Annotated in this window: 24 protein-coding genes; 1 reads left to right on the top strand and 23 read right to left on the bottom strand. The window is 73.1% G+C overall.

All coding sequences use genetic code 11. From position 1 onward, the window contains the following. Nucleotides 1-135: 135 nt before the first annotated feature. From gmk to pyrR, 10 genes are all read right to left on the bottom strand, one after another. Nucleotides 136-723: a guanylate kinase gene (gene gmk, locus V6D49_RS24805; protein WP_340563117.1), complete on the bottom strand. Its 588-nt coding sequence runs from the start codon at nucleotides 721-723 to the stop codon at nucleotides 136-138. An 83-nt stretch (nucleotides 724-806) separates the two neighbouring features. Further along, on the bottom strand, nucleotides 807-1,130 hold the full coding sequence (gene mihF, locus V6D49_RS24800; protein WP_191208987.1) for an integration host factor, actinobacterial type: 324 nt from the start codon (nucleotides 1,128-1,130) through the stop codon (nucleotides 807-809). 264 nt (nucleotides 1,131-1,394) lie between these two features. Next, nucleotides 1,395-2,228, bottom strand: a complete 834-nt coding sequence (gene pyrF / locus V6D49_RS24795) for an orotidine-5'-phosphate decarboxylase (protein ID WP_340564298.1) — start codon at nucleotides 2,226-2,228, stop codon at nucleotides 1,395-1,397. Nucleotides 2,229-2,266: 38 nt separating this feature from the next. Continuing rightward, the gene (locus V6D49_RS24790) at nucleotides 2,267-3,397 is read right to left on the bottom strand and encodes a quinone-dependent dihydroorotate dehydrogenase (protein ID WP_340563114.1); all 1,131 of its coding nucleotides are present in this window, start codon (nucleotides 3,395-3,397) and stop codon (nucleotides 2,267-2,269) included. Nucleotides 3,398-3,518: 121 nt separating this feature from the next. Next, entirely contained in the window at nucleotides 3,519-6,833 is a 3,315-nt protein-coding gene (carB, locus tag V6D49_RS24785) for a carbamoyl-phosphate synthase large subunit (protein ID WP_340563110.1), read from the bottom strand. Next, nucleotides 6,826-7,968, bottom strand: coding sequence for a glutamine-hydrolyzing carbamoyl-phosphate synthase small subunit (gene carA, locus V6D49_RS24780; RefSeq protein ID WP_340564295.1), 1,143 nt, complete (start codon nucleotides 7,966-7,968; stop codon nucleotides 6,826-6,828). Before carA ends, carB begins: the two co-directional genes overlap by 8 nt. Beyond that, nucleotides 7,968-8,582 carry a PH-like domain-containing protein gene (locus V6D49_RS24775; protein WP_340564293.1) on the bottom strand — a complete coding sequence of 205 codons (615 nt, stop codon included), beginning with the start codon at nucleotides 8,580-8,582 and terminating at the stop codon, nucleotides 7,968-7,970. Before V6D49_RS24775 ends, carA begins: the two co-directional genes overlap by 1 nt. 2 nt (nucleotides 8,583-8,584) lie before the next feature. Beyond that, on the bottom strand, nucleotides 8,585-9,877 hold the full coding sequence (locus V6D49_RS24770) for a dihydroorotase (RefSeq protein WP_340563108.1): 1,293 nt from the start codon (nucleotides 9,875-9,877) through the stop codon (nucleotides 8,585-8,587). After that, nucleotides 9,874-10,863 carry an aspartate carbamoyltransferase catalytic subunit gene (locus V6D49_RS24765; protein ID WP_340563106.1) on the bottom strand — a complete coding sequence of 330 codons (990 nt, stop codon included), beginning with the start codon at nucleotides 10,861-10,863 and terminating at the stop codon, nucleotides 9,874-9,876. Before V6D49_RS24765 ends, V6D49_RS24770 begins: the two co-directional genes overlap by 4 nt. A 108-nt stretch (nucleotides 10,864-10,971) precedes the next feature. Further along, nucleotides 10,972-11,580, bottom strand: a complete 609-nt coding sequence (gene pyrR, locus V6D49_RS24760; protein WP_340563104.1) for a bifunctional pyr operon transcriptional regulator/uracil phosphoribosyltransferase PyrR — start codon at nucleotides 11,578-11,580, stop codon at nucleotides 10,972-10,974. 280 nt (nucleotides 11,581-11,860) lie between these two features. On the opposite strand from pyrR, the gene bldD reads away from it, so the two are divergent. Further along, a complete protein-coding gene (bldD, locus tag V6D49_RS24755) occupies nucleotides 11,861-12,361 on the top strand; it encodes a transcriptional regulator BldD (RefSeq protein ID WP_191208980.1) in 501 nt (166 codons plus the stop codon). Between the two features lie 185 nt (nucleotides 12,362-12,546). On the opposite strand, the gene nusB is transcribed toward bldD, so the two are convergent. From nusB to V6D49_RS24690, 13 genes are all read right to left on the bottom strand, one after another. Further along, on the bottom strand, nucleotides 12,547-12,972 hold the full coding sequence (gene nusB / locus V6D49_RS24750) for a transcription antitermination factor NusB (protein WP_340563102.1): 426 nt from the start codon (nucleotides 12,970-12,972) through the stop codon (nucleotides 12,547-12,549). Nucleotides 12,973-12,974: 2 nt separating this feature from the next. Beyond that, a complete protein-coding gene (gene efp, locus V6D49_RS24745; protein WP_191208978.1) occupies nucleotides 12,975-13,541 on the bottom strand; it encodes an elongation factor P in 567 nt (188 codons plus the stop codon). 71 nt (nucleotides 13,542-13,612) lie between these two features. Continuing rightward, nucleotides 13,613-14,731 (bottom strand): M24 family metallopeptidase, encoded by a 1,119-nt coding sequence (locus tag V6D49_RS24740; RefSeq protein WP_340563098.1) that lies wholly within the window; start codon nucleotides 14,729-14,731, stop codon nucleotides 13,613-13,615. A 90-nt stretch (nucleotides 14,732-14,821) separates the two neighbouring features. Next, nucleotides 14,822-15,760, bottom strand: a complete 939-nt coding sequence (locus V6D49_RS24735) for an AAA family ATPase (protein ID WP_340563097.1) — start codon at nucleotides 15,758-15,760, stop codon at nucleotides 14,822-14,824. A 135-nt stretch (nucleotides 15,761-15,895) separates the two neighbouring features. Then, the gene (gene aroQ, locus V6D49_RS24730; RefSeq protein ID WP_340563096.1) at nucleotides 15,896-16,342 is read right to left on the bottom strand and encodes a type II 3-dehydroquinate dehydratase; all 447 of its coding nucleotides are present in this window, start codon (nucleotides 16,340-16,342) and stop codon (nucleotides 15,896-15,898) included. Continuing rightward, nucleotides 16,339-17,430, bottom strand: a complete 1,092-nt coding sequence (gene aroB, locus V6D49_RS24725; protein WP_340563094.1) for a 3-dehydroquinate synthase — start codon at nucleotides 17,428-17,430, stop codon at nucleotides 16,339-16,341. The genes aroQ and aroB overlap by 4 nt, the downstream gene beginning before the upstream one ends. Further along, nucleotides 17,427-17,909, bottom strand: coding sequence for a shikimate kinase (locus V6D49_RS24720; protein WP_445330664.1), 483 nt, complete (start codon nucleotides 17,907-17,909; stop codon nucleotides 17,427-17,429). The genes aroB and V6D49_RS24720 overlap by 4 nt, the downstream gene beginning before the upstream one ends. A gap of 29 nt (nucleotides 17,910-17,938) precedes the next feature. Then, a complete protein-coding gene (aroC, locus tag V6D49_RS24715; protein ID WP_340563091.1) occupies nucleotides 17,939-19,123 on the bottom strand; it encodes a chorismate synthase in 1,185 nt (394 codons plus the stop codon). An 85-nt stretch (nucleotides 19,124-19,208) separates the two neighbouring features. Then, nucleotides 19,209-20,039, bottom strand: a complete 831-nt coding sequence (locus tag V6D49_RS24710) for a shikimate dehydrogenase (RefSeq protein WP_340563090.1) — start codon at nucleotides 20,037-20,039, stop codon at nucleotides 19,209-19,211. Beyond that, complete coding sequence (gene mltG / locus V6D49_RS24705) at nucleotides 20,036-21,796, bottom strand: endolytic transglycosylase MltG (RefSeq protein WP_340563089.1); 1,761 nt, start codon at nucleotides 21,794-21,796, stop codon at nucleotides 20,036-20,038. The genes V6D49_RS24710 and mltG overlap by 4 nt, the downstream gene beginning before the upstream one ends. 98 nt (nucleotides 21,797-21,894) lie before the next feature. Next, nucleotides 21,895-22,359, bottom strand: a complete 465-nt coding sequence (ruvX, locus tag V6D49_RS24700; protein WP_340564290.1) for a Holliday junction resolvase RuvX — start codon at nucleotides 22,357-22,359, stop codon at nucleotides 21,895-21,897. Nucleotide 22,360: 1 nt separating this feature from the next. After that, nucleotides 22,361-25,039: an alanine--tRNA ligase gene (gene alaS / locus V6D49_RS24695; RefSeq protein ID WP_340563086.1), complete on the bottom strand. Its 2,679-nt coding sequence runs from the start codon at nucleotides 25,037-25,039 to the stop codon at nucleotides 22,361-22,363. After that, entirely contained in the window at nucleotides 25,039-25,386 is a 348-nt protein-coding gene (locus V6D49_RS24690) for a hypothetical protein (RefSeq protein WP_340563085.1), read from the bottom strand. The genes alaS and V6D49_RS24690 overlap by 1 nt, the downstream gene beginning before the upstream one ends. Nucleotides 25,387-25,388: the final 2 nt, after the last annotated feature.

The raw sequence follows: 25,388 nt of genomic DNA, 5'->3' as shown, positions 1-25,388 counted from the left end.
GACGGCCGACTGCGGAGCACGGGGGGCCGATCCTCGGGGCTCGGCCTCCGGCTGTGCCGTGTGACCTGACCCTCGGCTCGGTGTTCCGACCCGGCCCTTCGGCCGGGCCGCCCGGGCGCACCGCCCACCGGACCATCAGAGCAAGGCTAGCAGTTCCGCGGCGACGTCCTCGACGGAGGTGTTGACCAGCGTGACGTCGAACTCCTCCTCGGCCGCCAGTTCCGTCCTGGCCGCCGAGAGCCGGCGTTCGATCACCTCGGGCGCCTCGGTGCCCCGCCCGGTCAGCCGTCGGACCAGCTCGTCCCAGCTCGGCGGGGCGAGGAAGACCAGCTGCGCCTCGGGCATCGAGGAGCGCACCAGCCGGGCACCCTGGAGGTCGATCTCCAGCAGCACCGGCTCACCGGCCTCCAGCTTGTCCAGCACGGCGCGTCGGGGGGTGCCGTAGCGGTTGCCCGCGAACTCGGCCCACTCGAGCAGTTCACCGTTGGCGATCAGCTTGTCGAACTCCTCGTCGTCGACGAAGAAGTAGTGCACGCCGTGCTGCTCGCCGGGTCTGGGCCTGCGGGTGGTCGCCGACACGGACAGCCACACCTCGGGGTGCACGGTCCGCAGATGCGCGACGACCGTACTCTTGCCGACGCCGGAAGGGCCGGAGAGCACGGTCAGCCGTGGGTGTCTTTCCGGGGGAGCCGGGGTTTCCCCCCGGGAGACGGGAGTAGTCATGCAGTGATTATCCCGGTTTCCGGGAGTGCCCGGGCCACGGGGGCGGTCCGGCCGCCCGGTCCGTGGCCCGGCACCCCCTCGGATCAGGAGGCGTTGCCGCCGAACTCGCGCTCCAGCGCGGCGATCTGGTTGGAGCCGAGCCCACGGACGCGACGGCTTTCGGAGATGCCGAGCCGCTCCATGATCTGCCGGGCGCGGACCTTGCCGACGCCGGGCAGCGACTCCAGGAGTGCACTGACCTTCATCTTGCCGATGACGTCGTTCTTCTGGCCCTGCTCGATGACGTCATGGAGGGATGCGCCGGAGTGCTTGAGCCGGTTCTTGACCTCGGCGCGCTCCCGGCGAGCCGCGGCGGCCTTCTCAAGCGCGGCTGCGCGCTGTTCAGGGGTAAGGGGCGGAAGAGCCACGCCTTCGTCACCTCGGATGTCGAACTGGTCGGATACGGATCGCTGTGGAACCTAGTTGCCCCGCATCTGCGGAGCAATGAGCAACGCGCCTGTTCACGCCGCTCTGCTCGGAGACTAGCGGCCTGCGGCGTCACAGTCAGCGAGAACAGCGGAAAAGTCCTGGTCAGACTCAAGCTGAACAGGACTTTTCCGGACATTACCGAGGAGTAGTCGAGCTGCGCCACCTCGGGACACCCCCCGAGCGGCGCCGGGTGGCGGCCGGGTTCACCGCAGGACGGCGACCAGCGCCTCCGTCTCGGCACGGACCGCCGCCCGCAGCGCCGCCCCGTCCGGGCCGTGCCGCAGCACGCCGCGGCTGACGGTGGGCAGGACGTTCGGCAGGGCGTCCCCGAAGACGCGCGGCAGGTCCGCCGCGCCCGCCCCCTGGGCGCCGAGGCCCGGGGCCAGCAGCGGGCCGTTGATCGCCAGGTCGGCGTCGCTGCGGCCGAGGGTGGCGCCCACGACGGCCCCGCAGGAGCCCAGCGGCTCGGCCCCCGCGTTCTCGGCCGCGAGGTGGTCCAGGACCACCTGGGCGAGCGTGCGCCCGTCCGCGACCGTCGCGCGCTGCACCTCGGGCCCCTCGGGGTTGGAGGTCAGGGCCAGGACGAAGACCCCGGCCCCGTTGGCGCGGGCCGTCTCCAGGGCCGGCCGCAGGGAGCCGAACCCGAGGTAGGGGCTCAGGGTGACGGCGTCCGAGAACAGCGGGCTCGTGCGGTCCAGGTACGCGGCGGCGTAGGCGCCCATCGTCGAGCCGATGTCGCCGCGCTTGGCGTCCATGAGCACCAGCGCCCCGGCGGCGCGCGCGTCGGCGACGGCGCGCTCCAGCACCGCCACGCCCCGCGAGCCGAACCGCTCGAAGAACGCCGACTGCGGCTTGAAGACGGCCACCTCCTCGGCGAGGGCCTCCACGACCGTGCGCGTGAAGCGTTCCAGCCCGGCGACGTCGTCGCCCAGCCCCCAGGCGTCCAGCAGGGCGGCGTGCGGATCGATGCCCACGCACAGCGGCCCGCGCTCGTCCATGGCCCGGCGCAGCCGCGCGCCGAAGGGCTCGGGGGACAGGGCCGGGGCGGGGCTCCCGGTCGGTTCGGCGGTGGCGCTCACGCGGTCTCCCGGCTTCCGGACGTGCGGGTGTCGGCGCCGACGGCGTCGGCGAGCGTCGCGTACGGGCTGGCGGCCAGGTGAGCGGCCAGCCCCCGGTGGATGCGGCGCGGCCACAGCGGCCCCTCGTAGACGAAGGCGCTGTAGCCCTGGATCAGGGTGGCACCCGCGAGGATGCGCTCCCAGGCGTCGTCGGCGTTCTCGATGCCGCCGACGCCGACGAGGGTCAGCCGGTCCCCCACGCGGGCGTAGAGGCGGCGCAGCACCTCCAGCGAGCGTTCCCGCAGCGGTGCGCCGGAGAGGCCGCCCGCCTCGCCGGTGAGCCGCTCCGGGGAGGTGAGGCCGAGCCCCTCGCGGGCGACGGTGGTGTTGGTGGCGATGATCCCGTCCAGGCCGAGCTCGACGGCCAGGTCGGCGACGGCGTCGACGTCCGCGTCGGCCAGGTCGGGGGCGATCTTGACCAGCAGCGGCACCCGGCGGCCGTCCGTCACGCGGTCGGCGGCCGCGCGGACCGCCGTCAGCAGCGGGCGCAGCTGCTCGGTGGCCTGGAGGTTGCGCAGCCCCGGCGTGTTCGGCGAGGAGACGTTGACGACGAGGTAGCCGGCGTGGGGGGCCAGCCGCTCCGTGGAGGTCACGTAGTCCGCGACGGCCTCCTCCTCGGGCACGACCTTCGTCTTGCCGATGTTGACGCCGACGAGCGCGCGGAAGGGCGGACGCGTCGCGGCGCGGGCGGCCAGCCGCTCCGCCACGGCGGCCGAGCCCTCGTTGTTGAATCCCATGCGGTTGATCAGCGCGCGGTCCGGCACCAGCCGGAAGAGCCGCCGGGGCGGGTTGCCGGGCTGCGGCTCCGCCGTGACCGTGCCGATCTCCACGTGGTCGAAGCCGAGCATCGTCAGCCCGTCGATGCCGACGGCGTTCTTGTCGAAGCCCGCCGCGAGCCCGAAGGGTCCGTGCATGCGGCGGCCGAGCGCGACGAGGCGCAGGTCGCGGTGGCGGGGCGCGAGGTAGGCGGCGGCGAACGTGCGCAGGACGGGGACGCGGGCGAGCGCCCGGATCCAGCCGAAGGCCAGGTGGTGGGCCTTCTCCGGGTCCAGGCGGCGGAGGAGGAGGTCGAACAGGAGGCGGTACATGCCGGTGGGTGCCTTCGCGTGGCGGGTGGCGGGTGGCGGGGATCAGGCTTCGGGTGACGGGGGCGCCGGGACGGTCGCGGGTGCGGGGGACGTCGCCCCGCACCCGCGACCGCCGCGCGGCTCAGCGGGTGCCGCGTGCCGCGTGCAGGTGCTCGGCGTGCTCCTGGAGGGAGCGGACGCCGACCTCGCCCCGGCCGAGGGCCTCGATGCCCTGGACGGCGGCGGCGAGGGCCTGGACCGTGGTCAGGCAGGGCACCGCACGGGCGACGGCGGCGGTGCGGATGTCGTAGCCGTCGAGCCGGCCACCGGTCCCGTAGGGGGTGTTGACGATGAGGTCCACCTCGCCGTCGTGGATGAGCTGCACGATCGTCTTCTCACCGTTCGGGCCCTCGCCCTCGCTCTGCTTGCGCACCACGGTGGCGCTGATGCCGTTGCGGCGCAGGACCTCGGCGGTGCCGGAGGTGGCGAGCAGCTCGAAGCCGTGGGCGACGAGCTCACGGGCGGGGAAGATCATCGAACGCTTGTCGCGGTTGGCGACCGAGACGAACGCGCGCCCCTTGGTGGGCAGCGCACCGTAGGCGCCCGCCTGGCTCTTGGCGTAGGCGGACCCGAAGACGGTGTCGATGCCCATGACCTCGCCGGTGGAGCGCATCTCCGGGCCGAGGACGGTGTCCACGCCCCGGCCGTGCACGTCCCGGAAGCGGGTCCAGGGCATGACGGCCTCCTTGACGGAGATCGGCGCGTCCAGCGGGAGCGTGCCGCCGTCGCCCTCGGCGGGCAGCAGGCCCTCGGCGCGCAGCTCGGCGACGGTCGCGCCCAGTGAGATGCGGGCGGCGGCCTTGGCGAGCGGCACGGCGGTCGCCTTGGAGGTGAAGGGCACCGTGCGCGAGGCGCGCGGGTTGGCCTCCAGGACGTAGAGGATGTCCCCGGCCATCGCGAACTGGATGTTGATCAGCCCCCGGACGCCCACCCCGTGCGCGATGGCCTCGGTGGAGGCCCGCAGCCGCTTGATGTCGTGGCCGCCCAGCGTGATCGGGGGGAGGGCGCAGGCGGAGTCGCCGGAGTGGATGCCGGCTTCCTCGATGTGCTCCATGACGCCGCCGAGGTAGAGCTCCTGGCCGTCGTAGAGGGCGTCGACGTCGATCTCGATGGCGTCGTCGAGGAAGCGGTCGATCAGCACCGGGTGCTCGGAGATGAGGCCCGCGTGCCGCTCCAGGTAGGCGCCCAGGGAGGGCTCGTCGTAGACGATCTCCATGCCGCGCCCGCCCAGCACGTAGGACGGCCGGACCATCACGGGGTAGCCGATCCCGGCGGCGATGGCCTTGGCCTCGTCGAAGGAGTAGGCGGTGCCGTACTTCGGTGCGGGCAGTCCGGCCTCGGTCAGGACCCGGCCGAAGGCGCCCCGGTCCTCGGCGGCGTGGATCGCCTCGGGCGGGGTGCCCACCACGGTGACGCCGTTGTCCTTGAGCGCCTGGGCCAGGCCGAGCGGCGTCTGACCGCCGAGCTGCACGATGACGCCGGCCACCGGCCCGGCCTGCGTCTCGGCGTGCACGATCTCCAGGACGTCCTCCAGGGTGAGCGGCTCGAAGTACAGCCGGTCGGAGGTGTCGTAGTCGGTGGAGACCGTCTCCGGGTTGCAGTTGACCATCACCGTCTCGTAGCCGGCCGCGCCGAGGGCGAAGGAGGCGTGGACGCAGGAGTAGTCGAACTCGATCCCCTGGCCGATGCGGTTCGGGCCGGAGCCGAGGATGATGACGGCCGGCTTCTCGCGCGGTGCGACCTCGGTCTCCTCGTCGTAGGAGGAGTAGAAGTACGGGGTGCGGGCGGCGAACTCGGCGGCGCAGGTGTCGACGGTCTTGTAGACGGGCCGGACGCCGAGCGCGTGCCGGACCTCGCGCACGACGTCCTCCCGCAGGCCGCGGATCGCCGCGATCTGGGCGTCGGAGAAGCCGTAGCGCTTGGCCTCGGCGAGTACCTCGGGGGTCAGCAGCCGGGCCTGCGCCACCTCGTCGGCGATCTCCTTGATCAGGAACAGCTGGTCGGTGAACCAGGGGTCGATCCTCGTCGCGTCGAAGACCTCCTGCGGGCTCGCTCCGGCCCGGATGGCCCGCATCACGGTGTTGATGCGCCCGTCGGTCGGCCGGCCGGACTCGGCGAGCAGCGCGTCCTTGTCGCCCACCGGGGAGACGAAGTCGAACTGGCTGCCCCTCTTCTCCAGCGAGCGCAGCGCCTTCTGCAGCGCCTCGGGGAAGTTGCGGCCGATCGCCATCGCCTCACCGACGGACTTCATGGTCGTCGTCAGCGTGGAGTCGGCGAGCGGGAACTTCTCGAACGCGAACCGGGGCGCCTTCACCACGACGTAGTCGAGTGTCGGCTCGAAGGATGCCGGGGTCTGCTCGGTGATGTCGTTGGGGATCTCGTCCAGCGTGTACCCGACGGCCAGCTTGGCGGCGATCTTCGCGATCGGGAAGCCGGTGGCTTTGGAGGCGAGCGCGGAGGAGCGGGAGACGCGCGGGTTCATCTCGATGACGATGACCCGGCCGTCCTCGGGGTTGACGGCGAACTGGATGTTGCACCCGCCGGTGTCCACGCCCACCTCGCGGATGACGGCGATGCCGATGTTCCGCAGGACCTGGTACTCGCGGTCGGTGAGCGTCATCGCCGGGGCGACGGTGATGGAGTCGCCGGTGTGCACGCCCATCGGGTCGAAGTTCTCGATGGAGCAGACGACCACGACGTTGTCGTGCTTGTCGCGCATCAGCTCCAGCTCGTACTCCTTCCAGCCGAGGATGGACTCCTCCAGGAGGACCTCGGTGGTCGGCGAGAGGGCGAGGCCCTGCCCGGCGATGCGCCGCAGCTCGTCCTCGTCGTGCGCGAAGCCGGAGCCCGCGCCGCCCATGGTGAAGGACGGGCGGACGACGACCGGGTAGCCGCCGAGCCCCTCGACCCCGGCGAGCACCTCGTCCATGGAGTGGCAGATCACCGAGCGGGCGGACTCGCCGTGGCCGATCTTCGTCCGGACGGCCTCCACGACGTCCTTGAACAGGTCGCGGTCCTCGCCCTTGTTGATGGCCTCGACGTTGGCGCCGATCAGCTCGACGCCGTACTTGTCCAGGGTGCCGGCCTCGTGCAGGGAGATCGCGGTGTTCAGCGCGGTCTGCCCGCCGAGGGTGGGCAGCAGGGCGTCGGGCCGCTCCTTGGCGATGATCTTCTCGACGTACTCGGGGGTGATCGGCTCGACGTAGGTGGCGTCGGCGATCTCCGGGTCGGTCATGATCGTGGCCGGGTTGGAGTTGACCAGGACGACCCGCAGGCCCTCGGCCTTCAGGACGCGGCACGCCTGGGTGCCGGAGTAGTCGAACTCGGCGGCCTGACCGATGACGATCGGGCCCGAGCCGATGACCAGGACGGACTGGATATCGGTGCGCTTAGGCACGCTGGCCCTCCATCAGGGAGACGAAGCGGTCGAACAGGTAGGCGGCGTCGTGCGGACCGGCCGCCGCTTCGGGGTGGTACTGGACGCTGAAGGCCGGACGGTCGAGCAGCCGCAGCCCCTCGACGACGTCGTCGTTGAGACAGACGTGGCTGACCTCGGCCCGGCCGTAGGGGGTGTCGGACGGTCCGTCGAGCGGCGCGTCGACGGCGAAGCCGTGGTTGTGGGCGGTGATCTCCACCTTGCCGGTCGCACGGTCCTGCACCGGCTGGTTGATCCCCCGGTGCCCGTACTTCAGCTTGAAGGTGCCGAAGCCGAGCGCCCGGCCGAGGAGCTGGTTGCCGAAGCAGATGCCGAACAGCGGCGTGCCGCGCTCCAGAACGGCCCGGACCAGCGAGACGGGGTGCTCGGCCGTGGCCGGGTCACCGGGGCCGTTGGAGAAGAACACCCCGTCGGGCGCGACGGCGTAGAGGTCCTCCACCGAGGACGTCGCCGGCAGGACGTGGACCTCTATCCCCCGCTCGGCCATCCGCTGCGGGGTCATCCCCTTGATGCCGAGGTCGACGGCGGCGACCGTGAAGCGCTTCTCGCCGATCGCCGGGACGACGTAGGGGGCGTCGGTGGCGACCTCGCCGCACAGGTCGGCGCCCTTCATCTGCGGGGCCTGCCGCACCTTCGCCAGCAGCGCGGCGTCGGTGTCCACGGCGTCGCCGGAGAAGATCCCCACGCGCATGGCGCCGCGCTCGCGCAGGTGGCGGGTGAGGGCGCGGGTGTCGACGCCGCTGATGCCGACGACGTCCTGCGCGGCCAGCTCCTCGTCGAGCGTGCGCACCGAGCGCCAGTTGGACGGGACGCGGGCGGGGTCGCGGACGACGTACCCGGCGACCCAGACGCGCCGGGACTCCGGGTCGTCGTCGTTCACGCCGGTGTTCCCCACGTGCGGGGCCGTCATGACGACGACCTGCCGGTGGTAGGACGGGTCGGTGAGGGTCTCCTGGTAGCCGGTCATGCCGGTGGAGAACACGGCCTCGCCGAACGTCTCGCCCACCGCGCCGTAGGCACGGCCACGGAAGACGCGGCCGTCCTCCAGGACGAGCACGGCGGGCGCCGGTGCGGGCTTGCGGGTGGAGGTCGTCATCATGCGCCTTCCCGGTCGTGCTGAGCGGCGACGGCACTGTCGCCGGTTTCGGTGGTGACGGCCGCGACAGTCTCGACCGCCTCGACCCACGCCGCGTGCTCGGCGGGGTGATCGGCCCGGAAGCCGGAGTCCAGGGTGCGCTCGCCGAGCTGCCAGGTGATCACCAGCAGGCCACCCTCGGTGAGGACCTTGCCGGCGATCCCCTTGTCCAGCCGGGCGCCGCGCAGGGCGTCGGCGGGGACGAAGAAGTCCCGCGCGCCGGGGCGCAGCACGGTGAGCCCCGCGTCGTCCAGCGTCAGCTCGACGCGGCTGCGGGTGCCCAGGCCGTGGGCGACGATGCGGTCGAGCCACTGCCCGGCGGTGGTGGAGCCGTGGTAGCGGCCGTCCAGGGTGAGCCGCGCGGCACCGTCCCGCTCGGGGACGGCGGCGGGCTCGGGCAGGTCGTGCTGGAGCGTGGCGCGCCACTTCCAGCCCTCACGCATCAGCCAGTACACGAGCGCGATGACCAGAAGGAGGCCGACGGTCCAGCCGATGCGGGCGGCCCAGTCGGTCACCTCCTGCGAGCGGCGCTCCGCCTCGGGCGCGGCGTCGGCGAGGAGGGTCAGTACGTTCACGTTCACGCCAGCTTTCCGTCGGTCACCGTGGCCCGGCCCCGCAGGAAGGTGTGGGTGACGCGGCCCGGCAGCTCGCTGCCCCGGTAGGGGGTGTTGCGGCTGCGGGAGGCGAAACCCGCGGGGTCCACCCGACCACGGTATGCCGGATCGACCAGCGTGAGGTTGGCGGGCTCACCCGCCGAGACGGGACGGCCCTGACCGGTGAGCCGGCCGATGCGGGCGGGGCGGAACGACATCCGCTCGGCGACCTGCGCCCAGTCCAGCAGCCCGGTGTCGACCATGGTGTGCTGCACGACGGACAGCGCGGTCTCCAGACCGACCATGCCCATGGCGGCGGCGCCCCACTCGCAGTCCTTGTCCTCGTGCGGGTGCGGGGCGTGGTCGGTGGCGACGCAGTCGATGGTGCCGTCCGCGAGGGCCGCGCGCAGGGCGAGGACGTCGTCCTGGGTGCGCAGCGGGGGGTTCACCTTGTAGACGGGGTCGTAGGAGCGCACCAGCTCGTCGGTCAGCAGCAGGTGGTGCGGGGTGACCTCGGCGGTCACGTTCCAGCCCTTGGACTTGGCCCAGCGCACGATCTCCACCGAGCCGGCCGTCGACAGGTGGCAGATGTGCACGCGGGAGCCGACGTGCGCGGCGAGCAGCACGTCGCGGGAGACGATGGACTCCTCCGCGACGGCCGGCCAGCCGCCGAGCCCCAGCTCGGCGGAGACCACGCCCTCGTTCATCTGGGCGCCCTCGGTCAGCCGGGGCTCCTGGGCGTGCTGGGCGATGACGCCGTCGAACGCCTTGACGTACTCCAGGGCGCGCCGCATGATCACCGCGTCGTCGACGCACTTGCCGTCGTCGGAGAAGACGGTGACACCGGCGGCCGACTCGTGCATGGCGCCCAGCTCGGCGAGCTGCTTCCCGGCGAGGCCCACGGTGACGGCGCCGACCGGCTGCACGTCGCAGTAGCCGGACTCGCGGCCCAGCCGCCACACCTGCTCCACGACGCCCGCGGTGTCCGCGACGGGGAAGGTGTTGGCCATGGCGTGCACGGCGGTGAAGCCGCCACGGGCGGCGGCCCGCGTACCGGTGAGGACGGTCTCGGAGTCCTCCCGGCCGGGCTCGCGCAGGTGGGTGTGCAGGTCGACCAGGCCGGGCAGGAGGACCTGGCCCTCCGCCTCGACGACGCGCGCGCCGTCGGCGGACAGTCCGGTGCCGACCTCGGCGATCGTCTCGCCGTCGACGAGGACGTCCCGCGCGGGGCCGCCGAGGACGCGGGCGCCGCGGATCAGGATCTTCTCGGTGTTCACGTGTTCTCCTCAGCGCTGTTCTCGGCGGCGTGCTCGGTGGGTGCGCCGCCCAGCGCGGCTCCCCCGAGCAGCAGGTACAGGACGGCCATGCGGGTGCTGACGCCGTTGGTCACCTGCTCCACGGCGGTGCACCGGTCGGAGTCGGCGACGTCGGCGGTGATCTCCATGCCCCGGTTCATCGGCCCGGGGTGCATCACCAGGGCGTGCCCGGGCATCCGCGCCATGCGGCCGCCGTCCAGGCCGTAACGGCGGGCGTACTCACGCTCGGTGGGGAAGTAGGCGGCGTTCATCCGCTCGCGCTGGACGCGCAGCGTCATCACGGCGTCGGACGTGGGGAGGACGGCGTCCAGGTCGTAGGAGACCTCGCACGGCCAGGCGTGGACGCCGACCGGGACCAGGGTGGGCGGGGCGACGAGGGTGACCTCGGCTCCGAGCGTGCTCAGCAGGTGCACGTTGGAGCGGGCGACGCGGCTGTGCAGGATGTCGCCGACGATCGTCACGCGGCGCCCGCCGAGGTCGCCGCCCCGGCCCGTTCCCAGGCGCCGACGCAGGGTGAAGGCGTCCAGCAGGGCCTGGGTGGGGTGCTCGTGCGTGCCGTCGCCCGCGTTGACGACGGAGCCGCCGATCCAGCCGGAGGTGGCCAGGCGGTGGGGCGCTCCGGAGTCGTGGTGCCGGATGACGACGGCGTCCGCGCCCATCGCCTCCAGGGTCAGGGCGGTGTCCTTGAGCGACTCCCCCTTGGAGACCGAGGAGCCCTTGGCCGAGAAGTTGATCACATCGGCGGAGAGCCGCTTGGCCGCGGCCTCGAAGGAGATGCGGGTCCGGGTGGAGTCCTCGAAGAAGAGGTTGACGACGGTGCGGCCCCGCAGCGTCGGCAGCTTCTTGATCGGTCGGTCGGCGAGTCGGGCCAGTTCCTCGGCGGTGTCGAGGACGAGGACGGCGTCGTCGCGGGTGAGATCGGCGGCCGAGATGAGATGGCGCTCCATCTGTTGCCTTCCGTGGGTGAGGGCGGGCGTGCCGGGGTGCGGGGGCGTGCGGGCGGGCCCGCCGGCGGCGGCCCGGCGGGGGCGGCGGTGCTCGGGCGCGGGTGGGTGCTAGCGCTCGTCGTCGGCCGCTGCGGCCTCGCGCAGACCGAGCAGCACGCCGTCGCGGCCGTCCTCCTCGGCGAGCTGGACGCGGACGGTCTCGCGCAGGGACGTGGGCAGGTTCTTGCCCACGTAGTCGGCGCGGATGGGCAGCTCGCGGTGGCCCCGGTCGACGAGGACGGCGAGTTGCACGGCACGGGGCCGGCCGAGGTCGCCCAAGGCGTCGAGGGCGGCGCGGATGGTGCGCCCGGAGAAGAGCACGTCGTCGACGAGCACGACGAGGGCGCCCTCGATGCCGTCGCCGGGGATCTCGGTGCGGGCGAGGGCGCGGGCGGGGCGCAGCCGCAGGTCGTCGCGGTACATCGTGATGTCCAGCGAGCCGACCGGGGTGGGCCGCCCGGTGATCTCCGCGAGCTTGGCGGCGAGCCGCTGCGCCAGGTGGACGCCACGGGTCGGGATGCCGAGGAGCACGACGTCGTCCGCGCCCTTGGCGCGCTCGACGATCTCGTGGGCGATGCGGGTGAGGACCCGCGCGATGTCCGGTCCCTCGAGGACGGGACGGCCGGGAGCGCCGTCGGCGCGGGTGGCGCTGCTGCCGGTGTTGTCCGTGTTACCCATGGGTAAAGGACCTCCTTCCCCGCCTCACGGGACGGGCCTTAAAGGACGCCTGGATCGTGCCGCTCCACGGTAGCAGGCCGGGTATCGGGTGACGCCGGCAGCCCCCGGACGGCCCCCTGGGCTCGGCGGGGTTGCGGATCGGCGTTCGCGCTGGTCAGCGGGGGCCGTTGGGACGGGTGAGGCGTCTGGGGCCCAGGTGGTCGACATCCTCGGCTTGACGCCGTACATTACGCTGCGTAACCTCACAGTGAGTTACCAACGCCTCTTTCCGGGGAGCCACATGTCCAGCGAATACGCCAAACAGCTCGGTGCCAAGCTCCGGGCCATCCGCACCCAGCAGGGCCTCTCCCTCCATGGCGTCGAAGAGAAGTCCCAGGGCCGCTGGAAGGCGGTCGTGGTGGGCTCGTACGAGCGCGGCGACCGCGCGGTGACCGTGCAGCGCCTCGCCGAGCTGGCGGACTTCTACGGCGTCCCGGTGCAGGAGCTGCTGCCGGGCAGCACGCCCGGCGGCGCGGCCGAGCCGCCGCCGAAGCTCGTCCTCGACCTGGAGCGCCTCGCGCACGTCCCGGCCGACAAGGCCGGTCCGCTGCAGCGGTACGCCGCGACGATCCAGAGCCAGCGCGGGGACTACAACGGCAAGGTGCTCTCGATCCGTCAGGACGACCTGCGCACCCTCGCCGTCATCTACGACCAGTCGCCCTCGGTGCTGACCGAGCAGCTCATCAGCTGGGGCGTGCTGGACGCGGACGCCCGCCGTGCGGTCGCGCACGAGGACGCGTGACGGCCGGGTAGCCGAAGAAACGTCACCTCCGCCCCGCTCCCCCGCCCAGCCGGGGGGGGTGGGGCGGAGGTGTTCTGACGGCCCCGCGTCCGCAGCGAGGGAGAGGGACCGCAGCGACGGAAGAGGCCCCCGCCACCCCGATGTCCTCGGGTGTCGCGGGGGCCTTTCGGCGGAAGCGGGGCTCTTCAGTCGCGCAGCGTGGGGCCGAGATCCTTCAGCCGACCGAGAAGGCCGTTGATGAAGGACGGCGACTCGTCCGTGGAGAACTCCTTGGCGAGCTGCACGCACTCGTCGAGCACCACCGCGTCCGGCGTCCCGTCCTCCCACAGCAGCTCGTAGGCGCCCAGCCGCAGCAGGTTCCGGTCCACGGCCGGCATGCGGTCCAGCGTCCAGCTCACGGAGTGCGAGGAGATCAGCTCGTCGATGCGGTCCGCGTGGCGCGCGTACCCCTCGACGAGCTGCATCGTGTACTCGCTCACCGGTGGCTGCCGGGTGTCGCTGCGGGCGTGCCGGACCCAGTCGGCCAGGACCGAGGCGACGTCCGCGCCCCGCTGGTCGGACTCGAAGAGGATCTGGAAGGCGCGCTTGCGTGCTTTCGTGCGAGCGGCCACGGTTAGCTGTTCACCCGGCCGAGGTACTCGCCGGAACGGGTGTCGACCTTGATCTTCTCACCGGTCGTGATGAACAGCGGCACGCCGATCTCGTAACCGGTCTCCAGCCGCGCGGGCTTGCTGCCGCCGGTGGAGCGGTCGCCCTGCACACCGGGCTCGGTGTGCTCGATGACGAGCTCGACGGAGGCGGGCAGCTCGACGAAGAGCACCTCGCCCTCGTACATGGCGACCGTGGGCTCGAAGCCCTCGATGAGGAAGTTCGCGGCCTCGCCGACGGTCTTGCGGTCGACGTGCAGCTGGTCGTAGGTGTCCATGTCCATGAAGACGAAGTACTCGCCGTCCATGTACGAGAACTGCATCGTGCGGCGGTCGACGGTGGCGGTCTCGACCTTCGTGCCGGCGTTGAACGTCTTGTCGACGATCTTGCCGGACAGCACGTTCTTCAGCTTGGTGCGCACGAAGGCAGGGCCCTTGCCGGGCTTGACGTGCTGGAACTCGACAACGGACCAGAGCTGGCCCGCGTCGAGCTTGAGCACCATGCCGTTCTTCAGGTCGTTCGTGGTGGCCACGGTGGCGGAATCTCCTACAGACGCTGCTTGGAACCAAGGCCCGCCCCGGCCCCGTGGGCCCGGCCGGGACGCTACAGAGCCAGCAGCTCCTTGGTCGTGATGGTGAGTAGCTCCGGCCCGCCGTCCGACTGCGAGCGGACGACGAGTGTGTCATCGATCCGGACACCGCCCCTGCCGGGGAGGTGAACCCCCGGTTCGACGGTGACCGGCACACAAGCGTCCAGTTTACCCACGCCCTCGGGCGACAGAACCGGGTCCTCTCCGATTTCGAGTCCGATCCCTCCCCCCACGGCCGGACCGAGGGCTTCCGCATAGCCCGCCGCGTCCAGGAGTTGACGGGCCGCCCGGTCCACCTCCCGGAACTGGACCCCGGGCGCCAGTGCCTCGCGGGCGGCCCGCTGGGCAGCGAAGACCAGGTCGTACAGCCGGATCTGCCAGTCGGCCGGTGCCGTGCCGATGACGAAGGTGCGGCCGATGCGGCAGCGGTAGCCACGGTAGGACGCACCCAGCCGCACGGTGAGGAAGTCGCCCTCCTCCACCCGGCGGTCGGTGGGGACGTGGTCGGCCAGCCCGGAGTGACGCCCGGTGGCCACGCAGGTGGGGAAGGCCGGCCCGTCGGCGCCGTGGTCGATGAGCCGGCGCTCCAGCTCCAGCGCGAGGTGACGCTCGGTCCGCCCGACGAGGATCGACTCCAGGAGCTCCCCCAGGGCCTGGTCGGTGATCTCGGCGGCGATGCGCAGCGCCGCGATCTCCTCCTCGTCCTTGACCAGCCGCTGCTGCTCGACGGCCGGACCGAGGTCGCTCAGCCGCAGCCGGGGCGCCGCGGCGGCCAGGGCGCGGTGCCGGGCGACGGTGAGGTGGTGCTCCTCCACGGCGAGCGTCCCGGCCCGGCCCCGGGCGGCGATCTCGCCCGCGGTGACCACCGGGTCCCCCGCCGGCGGGGGCACCGACCGGACGCGCAGGGCGTCGGAGCCGTCCCCGAGGCCGGGCGGCGGCACCGTGTCGGAGCGGGTCAGCAGGGTGTCGTGGCCGTCCGGGTCCAGCAGCAGCACCGCGCCGGGCGGCGCGCACCCGGTGAGGTAGCGGAGATTGGCCGGCGTGGAGACCAGCAGGGCCGTGCCGTCGCCCGCGCCGGACACCGTGGGCCGCTCCCGCAACCGGGAGCGTCGGGCCATGTGCACCTCGGACATGCCCCTGAGCGTACGGGTCCCCGGCGCCCCCGGCCGCTCACACGGGGCCGGACGGGGTGATCCGGCCCCGCCCGCACGGCCGGGCCCGCGCTACCAGGCGGGCGGGCTGGCGAGGCTGCGCGCCACGGCCTCGTCGAGCAGGCGGGCGGTAGTCTCCACGTCGTGCCGGGTGTTGTCGATGATGGGGAGGCCGCTGCTGTACCAGCCGGCCATCCGCCCGTGGATGCGGGCCACCTCCTCGTCGGCGAGGCGCCGGTTGCCGCTGCGCTCGGCGTTGCGTTCGAGGACGACGTCGAGCCCCGGCAGCAGGACCACGGGGATGAGCCCGGGCCCGACGTGACGCTTCCAGCCGCCGAGGCCGACGACGGGCCAGTCGGGGAAGACGGCGTCGTCGAGGATGCAGGAGACGCCGTTGGCGAGGAAGTTGCGCGCGGCGAAGCCGCAGGTGCGGCGGGCCAGTCGGTACTGCGTCTCCGAGCCGTCGCTCCAGCCCTGCTGGGGGTCGGCGAAACCGGAGCGCACCCACTCGCGGACGTCGTCGAGGCTGATGTGCGCGGTCGGCACGCGGCGGCGCTCGGCCCAGTGCCGGGCGACGGTCGTCTTGCCCGCACCGGCCGGGCCGATCAGCAGCACCGCCACGGGCACCTGGGTGGCGTCCGGCGGCCAGCCGCCGGGGGCCGCCCCCGGCGCGGGCTCGGGTGGCGGTGTCGGGATCTGTACGGGGGCGCCGACGGGCAGCCGGATCTGGCCGGTGCCTTCGGACGGCGGAGGAGGTGCGGGGTGCGAGCCCCCGCCGGGCCGCCGGGGCGGCGGAGCCGGCGCGGGGCTCGGCGGAGCCGGCGCGGGGCCGGGCGGCGCCGGGTGCGGCGGGGCCGGGCGGTGCGGCGGGACGCCGGGGGGCGCGCCGTGCGGCGGCGGGCCGGCCCAGCCGGGCCCCCGGACGGGGGCGGGCGGATGCGCCGGACGCGGCAGAGGCCCGGGGGGAACGGGACGGTGGCCGCCCTGGGCGGACCCCGCGTACTGCTGCATCCGGTACCACTCCGTCGTCCACAGGCGCGATCTCCGCGCGCCCACCGGTCAGTTCACCGCACGGTACCGCCTTCGGGGCCGTGCCGTCGGCCAGGGTGTGAACGGCCGGGCCGGGCCGGAAAGTGCCCGCCCCGGTCAGTCCGTCTGTTCGGCCAGGGCCCGCAGGGCGAGCCGGTAGGACCCGATGCCGAACCCCGCGACCGTTCCGCTGGCGACGGCCGCGATGACGGAGGTGTGGCGGAACCTCTCCCGCGCGTAGGGGTTGGAGATGTGCACCTCGATGAGGGGTGCCGTGCGCTGCGCGGCGGCGTCCCGCATCGCGTACGAGTAGTGCGTGAACGCCCCGGGGTTGATGACGACGGGGATCGCGTCGTCGGCCGCCTCGTGCAGCCAGCGGACCATCTCGCCCTCGTCGTTGGTCTCGCGGACCTCCACGGTGAAGCCGAGCTCGGCGCCGAGCCGGGTGCACTCCCTCACGAGCCCCGCGTAGCTGGTGGAGCCGTAGACGTCCGGCTCGCGCGAGCCCAGCCGGCCGAGGTTCGGCCCGTTGAGGACCAGCACCCGGCGCGGTGCCCCGCTCACCGCGCGATCTCCGCGTGGGCGGCGAGCAGCATGGCAGGGTCGGGGCCCTCCAGGACGGCCGGGCGGCCCAGCCCGTCCAGGACGATGAAGCGCAGCCGGTCCCCCCGGGTCTTCTTGTCGACCTTCATGGTCTCCAGCAGCTTGGGCCACTGGTCGCCCCGGTAGGTGACGGGCAGACCGACGGCCTCCAGCACGCTGCGGTGCCGGTCGGCGGTGGCGTCGTCCAGCCGCCCGGCGATGCGGCCCAGTTCGGCGGCGAAGACCATGCCGACGGCGACGGCCGCACCGTGCCGCCAGTTGTAGCGCTCGTTCTTCTCGATGGCGTGGGCGAGCGTGTGACCGTAGTTGAGGATCTCCCGCAGCCCCGACTCCTTCAGGTCGGCCGAGACGACGTCCGCCTTCACCCGGATCGACCGCTCGATCAGCTCGGTGGCGTGCGGGCCGTCGGGACGCCGGGCGCCCTGCGGGTCCCGCTCGATGAGGTCCAGGATGACCGGGTCGGCGATGAAGCCCGCCTTGATGACCTCCGCCAGCCCGCTCACGTACTCGTTGACCGGCAGCGACTCCAGGGCCGCCAGGTCGCACAGCACTCCGGCGGGCGGGTGGAAGGCGCCGACCAGGTTCTTGCCCTCGGCGGTGTTGATGCCGGTCTTGCCGCCCACGGCCGCGTCGACCATGCCGAGCACGGTCGTGGGCACGGCGATCCAGCGCACGCCGCGCAGCCAGGTGGCGGCGACGAACCCGGCGAGGTCCGTCGTCGCGCCCCCGCCGACGCCGACGACGACGTCGGTGCGGGTGAAGCCCGTCTGGCCGAGCGCCTTCCAGCAGTACGCGGCGACCTCGGCCGTCTTGGACTCCTCCGCGTTGGGGAGCTGGATCGCGATGGCCTCGTAGCCCTGCTCGGCCAGGTCCTGCCGGAGCACCTCGCCCGTCTCGGCGAGCGCCTCGGGGTGCAGCACCGCGACACGCTTGGCCTGCGGCCCGATGAGCCCGGGCAGTTCGGCCAGCAGCCGGCGTCCGACGAGCACGTCGTAGGGGTCGTGTCCGGTGCCCGCGACGGTGATCCGGGTGGGGGTCTCGGTGGTCATGCCTTCCTCAGCTCCAGGGCGTCCAGGACGTCGTCCGCGACCTGCTCGGGCGTGCGGCCCCCGGTGGGGACCACCGCGCGGGCGACCTCGGTGTACAGCGGGCGGCGCTCCTCCATCAGCGTGCGCCACTGCTGGCGCGGGTTGATGGCGAGCAGCGGACGCGGGGCGTCCAGGCCGACGCGCCGGACCGCTTCGCCGACCTCCATCTCCAGGAAGGCGACGGGCCGCCCGGTGAGCAGAGCGCGGGTCTCGTCGGCCATGACGGCGCCGCCGCCGAGCGCGAGCACCCCCGCGTGGGTCTCGACGGCCGAGCGGACGGCCTCCCGTTCCAGGGCGCGGAAGTGCGGTTCGCCGTCGTCGAGGAAGATGTCGGCGACCGGCTTGCCCGCCTGTTCGACGATGTCCGCGTCGGTGTCGCGGAAGCCGACGCCCAGCCGGTCGGCCAGCAGGCGGCCGACCGTGGTCTTGCCCACGCCCATCGGCCCGACCAGGATGACGGCCGGGCCGCTCACCGGATCGCCAGGTGGTCGAGGAAGCCGCGGACGTTGCGCCGCGTCTCCGTGACGCTGTCCCCGCCGAACTTCTCCGCGACAGCGTCGGCCAGGACGAGGGCGACCATCGCCTCGGCCACGATGCCGGCGGCGGGCACGGCGCACACGTCGGAGCGCTGGTGGTGCGCCTGCGCCGGTTCCCCGGTGGACACGTCGACGGTGGCCAGCGCGCGGGGCACGGTGGCGATCGGCTTCATCGCGGCCCGCACCCGCAGCAGTTCGCCGGTCGTCAGGCCGCCCTCGGTGCCGCCGGAACGGCCGGAGGCGCGGCGGATGCCCTCGGGCGTGGTGAGGATCTCGTCGTGCGCCTGGGAACCCGGCGTGCGGGCCAGGTCGAAGCCGTCGCCGACCTCGACGCCCTTGATGGCCTGGATGCCCATGAGCGCGCCCGCCAGCCGGGCGTCCAGCCGCCGGTCCCAGTGGACGTGGCTGCCCAGCCCGACGGGCACCCCGTGTGCGACGACCTCCACGACGCCGCCGAGGGTGTCGCCGTCCTTGTGGGCCTGGTCGATCTCGGCGACCATCGCCGTGCTCGCCGCCTCGTCCAGGCAGCGCACCGGATCGGCGTCCAGCCGCTCCACGTCGGCGGGGACGGGGACGCTGCCCCGGGGGGCGCGGGCGGCGCCCAGCTCCACGACGTGCGAGACGATCTCGACGCCCGCCGTCTCCTTCAGGTAGGAGCGGGCGACGGTACCGAGCGCCACGCGGGCCGCGGTCTCCCGCGCCGAGGCGCGCTCCAGCACCGGACGGGCCTCGTCGAAGCCGTACTTCTGCATGCCGGCCAGATCGGCGTGGCCGGGCCGGGGCCGGGTGAGCGGCGCGTTGCGGGCCAGCGCGGCCAGCTCCTCCGGGTCGACGGGATCGGCGGCCATCACCTTCTCCCACTTGGGCCACTCGGTGTTGCCGACCATCACGGCGACCGGCGAGCCCAGGGTGAGACCGTGGCGGACACCGCCGATGAACGTGACCTCGTCCCGTTCGAACTTCATCCGCGCGCCGCGGCCGTATCCGAGCCGCCGTCGCGCGAGTGCGTCCGCCACCATCTCCGTGGTGATCGGGACTCCGGAGGGCAGTCCCTCCAGTGTCGCGACGAGTGCGGGTCCGTGCGACTCCCCCGCGGTCAGCCAGCGCAACCTGCTCAACGGTGCTCCTCACTCCGCCAGTGCTTACCCCGATCCTCCCACGGACGGCGGTCACGGTCAGCGGCCGGTCCAGTACCCGGACGGCTCAGGAGCCCCGCAGGGCCGCCTCGCCCGCCTTGCGCATGGCGGCCAGCGGCGCGGGCGCGCGTCCGGTCATCTGCTCGACCTGGAGGACCGCCTGGTGGACGAGGAGGTCCAGCCCCCCGACGACCCCGCCCCCGGCGCCGGACCAGGCGGCGGCCAGCCGCGTCGGCCACGGCTCGTACAGCACGTCGAACAGCGTGCCGGGGGCGTCGGGCACGGCGCCCGCCAGCGCGTCCGTCGCCCCGGCCGGCGTCGTCGCGACCACCAGCGGCGCCGCCAGGCCCTCCGCCGCCCGCTCCCAGGGAGCCGTGCGGACGGCCACGCCCAGCCGCTCGCCCCACACCCGCATCTCGGCGGCCCGCTCCGGGCTTCGGACGTACGCCGTCACCGTGCCGGAGCAGACCCGGGCCAGGGCGGCGAGCGCGGAGGAGGCCGTGGCCCCCGCGCCCAGCACGGCGGCCTCGGGCACCTGGGCGACGTCGCGTTCGCGCAGGGCGGCGATCATCCCGGGGATGTCGGTGTTGTCGCCGCGCCGACGGCCGGAGCCGGTGAACACCACCGTGTTGACGGCCTCCACGGCCGCCGCCGTCGCGCTCACCTCGTCCAGCAGCGGGATGACCGCCCGCTTGAGCGGCATGGTCAGCGACAGGCCGGCCCAGCCGGGTCCGAGCCCGTCCAGGAAGGCGGCCAGCCCGGCCTCGTCCACCTCGAACCGGTCGTAGCTCCAGTCGTCGAGCCCGAGTTCGGCGTAGGCGGCGCGGTGCAGCACCGGGGAGAGCGAGTGCGCGATGGGCGAGCCGAGGACGGCGGCGCGTGCGGGTCCCGTGCTCACTCGTCCTCCTCCGCCCGCTTCTTGGCCTGCTCCGCGTTGAAGTCCTTCACGTGTTCCTGGTGTTCCTCATAGGTCTCGGTGAAGCGGGTGTCGCCGGGCTTGACCGTCACGAAGTACAGCCACTCCCCGTCCTCCGGGTTGAGCGCCGCCTCGATGGCCTGGTGGCCGGGGTTGTCGATCGGGCCCGGCGGGAGGCCCGCGTGCTTGTAGGTGTTGTAGGGGTGGTCGAGGCCGGTGTCCCCGACCGAGACGTCCAGCGTCGAGCGGTCGAGCGCGTAGTTGATGGTGGAGTCGAAGTCCAGCTTGCCGTTCGTGGCGGTGTTGCCGGGCTTCAGGCGGTTGTAGACCACCCGGGAGACCTTCGCGAAGTCGTCCTTCTCCTGCGCCTCGGCCTGGATGAGGGAGGCGATGATGAGCACCTCGTAGGGGGTCTTGTCGACCTGCGCGGCCTGCCCCTCCAGGTCGACCTTCTCGAACTCGGACTTCGCGCGCTCCACCATCTCCTTCAGCACGGCCTCCGGGTCGGAGCCCTCGCTCACGGAGTACTTGGAGGGGAAGAGGAGCCCTTCGACGTTGCCCTCGGCCCAGGCGGGCAGGCCCAGGTCGGCCGACTCGGCGATCTCCTCGGTGGTGCCCTCCGGTGAGCCGGTCTGCTCGTCGACGAGTGCGTAGATCTGGGTCGCGCGGAGCCCCTCGGGGACGATCAGGCCCGTCTGGCTGGCCGGGTCGAGCATCAGCTCGAGCGCCTCGGCCGCCGACATCTGCTTGCGCAGGCTGTAGATGCCCGGCTGGATCGACTTGGACGCCTCGTTGGCGTCGGCGGCCTCGACGAAGGCCCCCGAGCTCTTCACGACGTCCGCCGCCGCGAGGATCTTGGCCATGTCGCCCGCGAGCGCGCCCGGGGGGATCTCGACCTGGACGGTGCCGGAACCGGAACCGGAGTAGTCGGGCGCGGCGGCGAAACGGCTCTGGTAGAAGCTGTAGCCGGCGTAGGTGGCCCCGGCCGCCCCGCCCACCAGGACCAGCACGACGACCAGGCAGGCCATCCGGTTCTTGCGCCGGGCGCCGTTACGCCGGCCCTTGGCCGTCCGGCGTCCGGCGCGGGTGGAGGGCTCCTCGCCCGGTTCGTCATCCCGTTCGTCGCCCGGGTGGCCGCCGCCCCGGCGGGGGACTGCGGGCGCCGTCTCCTCGGGGCCGTCCTCCCCGGCGGCCCCGGAGGACGGCACGTCGAGGCGGTCCGCTCCGCCGTCGTCCGGGCCGCGCTCCCCTGCCTGTTCGTGCTCCGCGCCGGGGTGTGCGGGTGGGGGGCCGTGGTGCTCGTCGTACTGCTGATACGGCTGGTACTGCTGTTGTTCCTGGTACTGCTGTTGCTGGTACGGGTCGTGCCGGCCGACGTCCCCGTACTGCGGCGGGGCGTCGTAGCCGTGCGGGGGCGGGGTCCCGTAACCCTGACCCGGCGGGGTCCCGTAACCCTGCTGCGGCTGCGGCGGGGGGTAGGCGTCCGGCGCCGGGTAGTAGGCCGGGTACGCCGAGGGCGCGCCGTACGGGTCGGCGGGCAGCTGGTCGTACGGACCGCCGGTGGCGGCGTGCGGGTCGTGCCAGCCGCCGTAGGGGTCGGGCTGCTGAGGGTACTGCGGCTGAGCGCCGTAGGCGTCCCAGCCGCCCGGGTGAGCACCGCCGTCCCCTTCCCGGTCCCCGTACGGGGGCTCCTCGGGGTGCCACGGTTGGGAGCCTGGGCCCCGGCCATACTCAGTCATCGATCCCCTATGCCGCGCTTCGGCAACGTGCCCGTGATCGTACGACGGTCGAACGTCCCGGAGGCCGCCGCATCGCGCGGAACGTTACCGTACGGCGATCAGACAACCACTTCGACGCACTCCCCCGGCGCCCGTCCTGACACCCGTTCGGTCTCCAGGGCACTCTGCAGGATCACCACGGCCGCCGCCTGGTCGATCCGGGACCGACCCTTCTTCGCGTTCACGCCCGACGCCCGCATGGCCTGGGCGGCAGTGACGGTGCTCATCCGCTCGTCGACCAGCCGCACGGGCACCGGTGCGACGACCCGGGCCGTCTCCCGGGCGAAGGCGCGCACCTTGGCCGCCGCCGGACCCTCCTGGCCGTCGAGCGAGCGCGGCAGGCCGATGAGGACCTCCAGCGGCTCGTACTCCGCGACGAGCCGGGCGAGCCGACGCTGCGCGGCGGGCCGGTCCTTGCCGGGCACCGTCTCGACCGGGGTGGCGAGGAGCCCGTCGGGGTCGCACGAGGCGACCCCGATCCGGGCGTCCCCGACGTCGACGGCGAGCCGACGGCCACGGCGCATGTCAGACACCGGCCAGGCTCTCGCCGACCTGCCGCTCCACGGCGGCCAGCGCCTCGTCCACGGCGGCCGCGTTCTGGCCGCCGCCCTGGGCGATGTCGGGCTTGCCGCCACCGCCGCCCCCGAGGGTCTTGGCGGCGGTCCGCACCAGGTCACCGGCCTTGAGCCCGCGCTCCCGGGCGGCCTCGTTGGTGGCGATGACGGTGAGCGGCCGCCCGGCCACGACGCTGAACAGCGCCACGACGGCGGGCCGGTCCCCCGGGATGCGGCCCCGCACGTCCAGCACGAGCTTGCGCAGGTCGTCGGCGGTCGTCCCGTCGGGCACCCGGCCGGAGGCCAACGCGACCCCGCGCACGTCCTGGGCGCCCTGGGCGAGCCCGGCGGCGGCCTGGAGCACCTTCTCGGCGCGGAACCGCTCGATCTCCTTCTCGGCGTCCCGCAGCCGCGTGAGCATGCCGGAGATCCGCTCCGGCAGCTCCTCGGGGCGGCCCTTGACGAGCTCGGTCAGCTGCGAGACGACGGTGTGCTCCCGGGCCAGGAACTGGTAGGCGTCCACCCCGACCAGCGCCTCCACGCGACGCACGCCGGAGCCGATGGACGACTCCCCGAGCAGCTTGACGAGGCCGAGCTGGGCGGTGTTGTGCACGTGCGTACCGCCGCACAGCTCCTTGGAGAAGTCCCCGATCGTCACGACCCGGACGCGCTCGCCGTACTTCTCGCCGAACTCGGCGATGGCGCCCTGCTTGCGGGCGTCGTCCATCGACATGACCTCGGCCGTGACGTCCAGCTCCCGCGCCAGCACCTCGTTGATCCTCTGCTCGACGTCCGTGAGCACCGTGCCCGGCACGGCGGTCGGCGAGCCGAAGTCGAAGCGGAAGCGGCCCGGGGCGTTCTCCGAGCCGGCCTGGGCGGCCGTGGGCCCGAGCGCGTCCCGCAGGGCCTGGTGGGTCAGGTGGGTGGCGCTGTGGGCCCGGGCGATGGCCCGGCGGCGCACGACGTCGATGACGCAGTGCCCGGCCGACCCCAGCGTCACCTCGCCGACCTGGACGACGCCCTTGTGGACGCTCACGCCCGGAACCGGCTGCTGGACGTCGCGCACCTCGATGACGGCGCCGTTGTCGATCCGGATGCGGCCGGTGTCGGCCAGCTGCCCGCCGCCCTCGGCGTAGAAGGGCGTGCGGTCCAGGACGACCTCGACCTCGTCGCCCTCGTGCGCGGCCGGCGCGGGGACACCACCGACGAGCAGGCCGACGATCGTGGCCTCACCCTCGGTGTGCAGGTACCCGGTGAACTCGGTGACCCCGGCGGCGTCGGCGACCTGGCGGTAGGCGGAGAGGTCGGCGTGGCCGGTCTTCTTGGCCCGCGCGTCGGCCTTGGCCCGGTCGCGCTGCTCCTGCATCAGCCGGCGGAAGCCCCCCTCGTCCACGGAGAGGCCCTGTTCGGCGGCCATCTCCAGGGTGAGGTCGATCGGGAAGCCCCAGGTGTCGTGAAGCAGGAACGCCTGGTCGCCGGAGAGCACCGAGCCGCCCTTGGCCTTGGTCTCGGTGACGGCGGTGTCCAGGATGTTGGTGCCGGACTTGAGCGTCTTGAGGAAGGCGGCCTCCTCGGCGAGGGCCACGGTCTCGATGCGCCGGCGGTCGGTGACGATCTCCGGGTACTGCAGGCCCATCGTCTCGATGACGACGTCGACCAGCGCGCCGACGACCGGCTCCTGGGAGCCGAGGATGCGCAGGTTGCGGATGGCGCGGCGCATGATGCGGCGCAGGACGTAGCCGCGGCCCTCGTTCCCCGGGGTGACGCCGTCGGCGATCATCATGACCGAGGTGCGCAGGTGGTCGGCGACGACGCGCAGCGAGACGTCGCTGTCCTGGGCGGCGCCGTAGCGCACGCCCGTCAGCTCGGTGGCCTTGTCGATGACGACGCGCAGGGTGTCCGTCTCGTACATGTTCGGCACGTCCTGGAGGATCATCGCCAGGCGTTCCAGGCCGAGGCCGGTGTCGATGTTCTTGGCGGGGAGGTCACCGAGGATCGGGTAGTCCTCCTTGCCCGTGCCCTCGCCGCGCTCGTACTGCATGAAGACCAGGTTCCAGATCTCCACGTAGCGCTCGTCGTTGACGACCGGTCCGCCCTCGACGCCGAACTCCGGGCCCCGGTCGTAGTTGACCTCCGAGCACGGGCCGCAGGGTCCGGGTACGCCCATCGACCAGAAGTTGTCGGCCTTGCCCAGGCGCTGGATGCGCTCGGAGGGGACGCCGACGACGTCGCGCCAGATGCGTTCGGCCTCGTCGTCGTCCTCGTAGACCGTGATCCACAGCTTCTCCGGGTCCAGCCCGTAGCCGCCGTCGGCGACGGAGGAGGTCAGCAGCTCCCAGGCGAGCTTGCTGGCCCCTTCCTTGAAGTAGTCGCCGAAGGAGAAGTTGCCGCACATCTGGAAGAACGTGCCGTGCCGGGTGGTCTTGCCGACCTCCTCGATGTCCGGGGTCCGCACGCACTTCTGCACGCTGACGGCCCGGTCGAAGGGCGGCTTGACCTCACCGAGGAAGTAGGGCTTGAACGGCACCATGCCGGCGTTGACCAGGAGGAGCGTCGGGTCGTCCGCGATCAGCGACGCCGACGGCACGACGGTGTGCCCACGCTCCTCGAAGAAGCTCAGCCAGCGGCGGCGGATTTCAGCCGACTCCATCAGTGGTCCTCTTTTCCGGTCGTTCGGTGAGGCAGGCCGTGCTCGGCCTGCGGACGGCCCCCGGGCAGCACCCGGGGGCTCGGGGCGGCGGACAGGTACGTCGGCGCCGGTGCGTCGGGGTCGTTCGCGAGCCCCAGCGCCTCGTTCAGCTCGCGCTCGCGCTGCGTCATCCCGGCCCGGACGTCGATCGCCAGCTCCCGGAGTCGGTGCCCGGTGTCGACCGCCTTGTCGGCGGCGCGGGCCGCCAGCGACTCCGGAGCCAGGCTGCGCAGCTTGCGGTTGACCTTCGTGGTGGCCCAGACACCGGCGGCCGCGCCGGCGCCGAACCAGAACGTACGGCGGAACATGG

The organism is Streptomyces sp. GSL17-111, from assembly GCF_037911585.1.
Classification (GTDB): domain Bacteria; phylum Actinomycetota; class Actinomycetes; order Streptomycetales; family Streptomycetaceae; genus Streptomyces.
The sequence above is the reverse complement of the archived record's forward strand: the minus strand, read 5'-3'. Positions and strand labels throughout refer to the sequence as shown.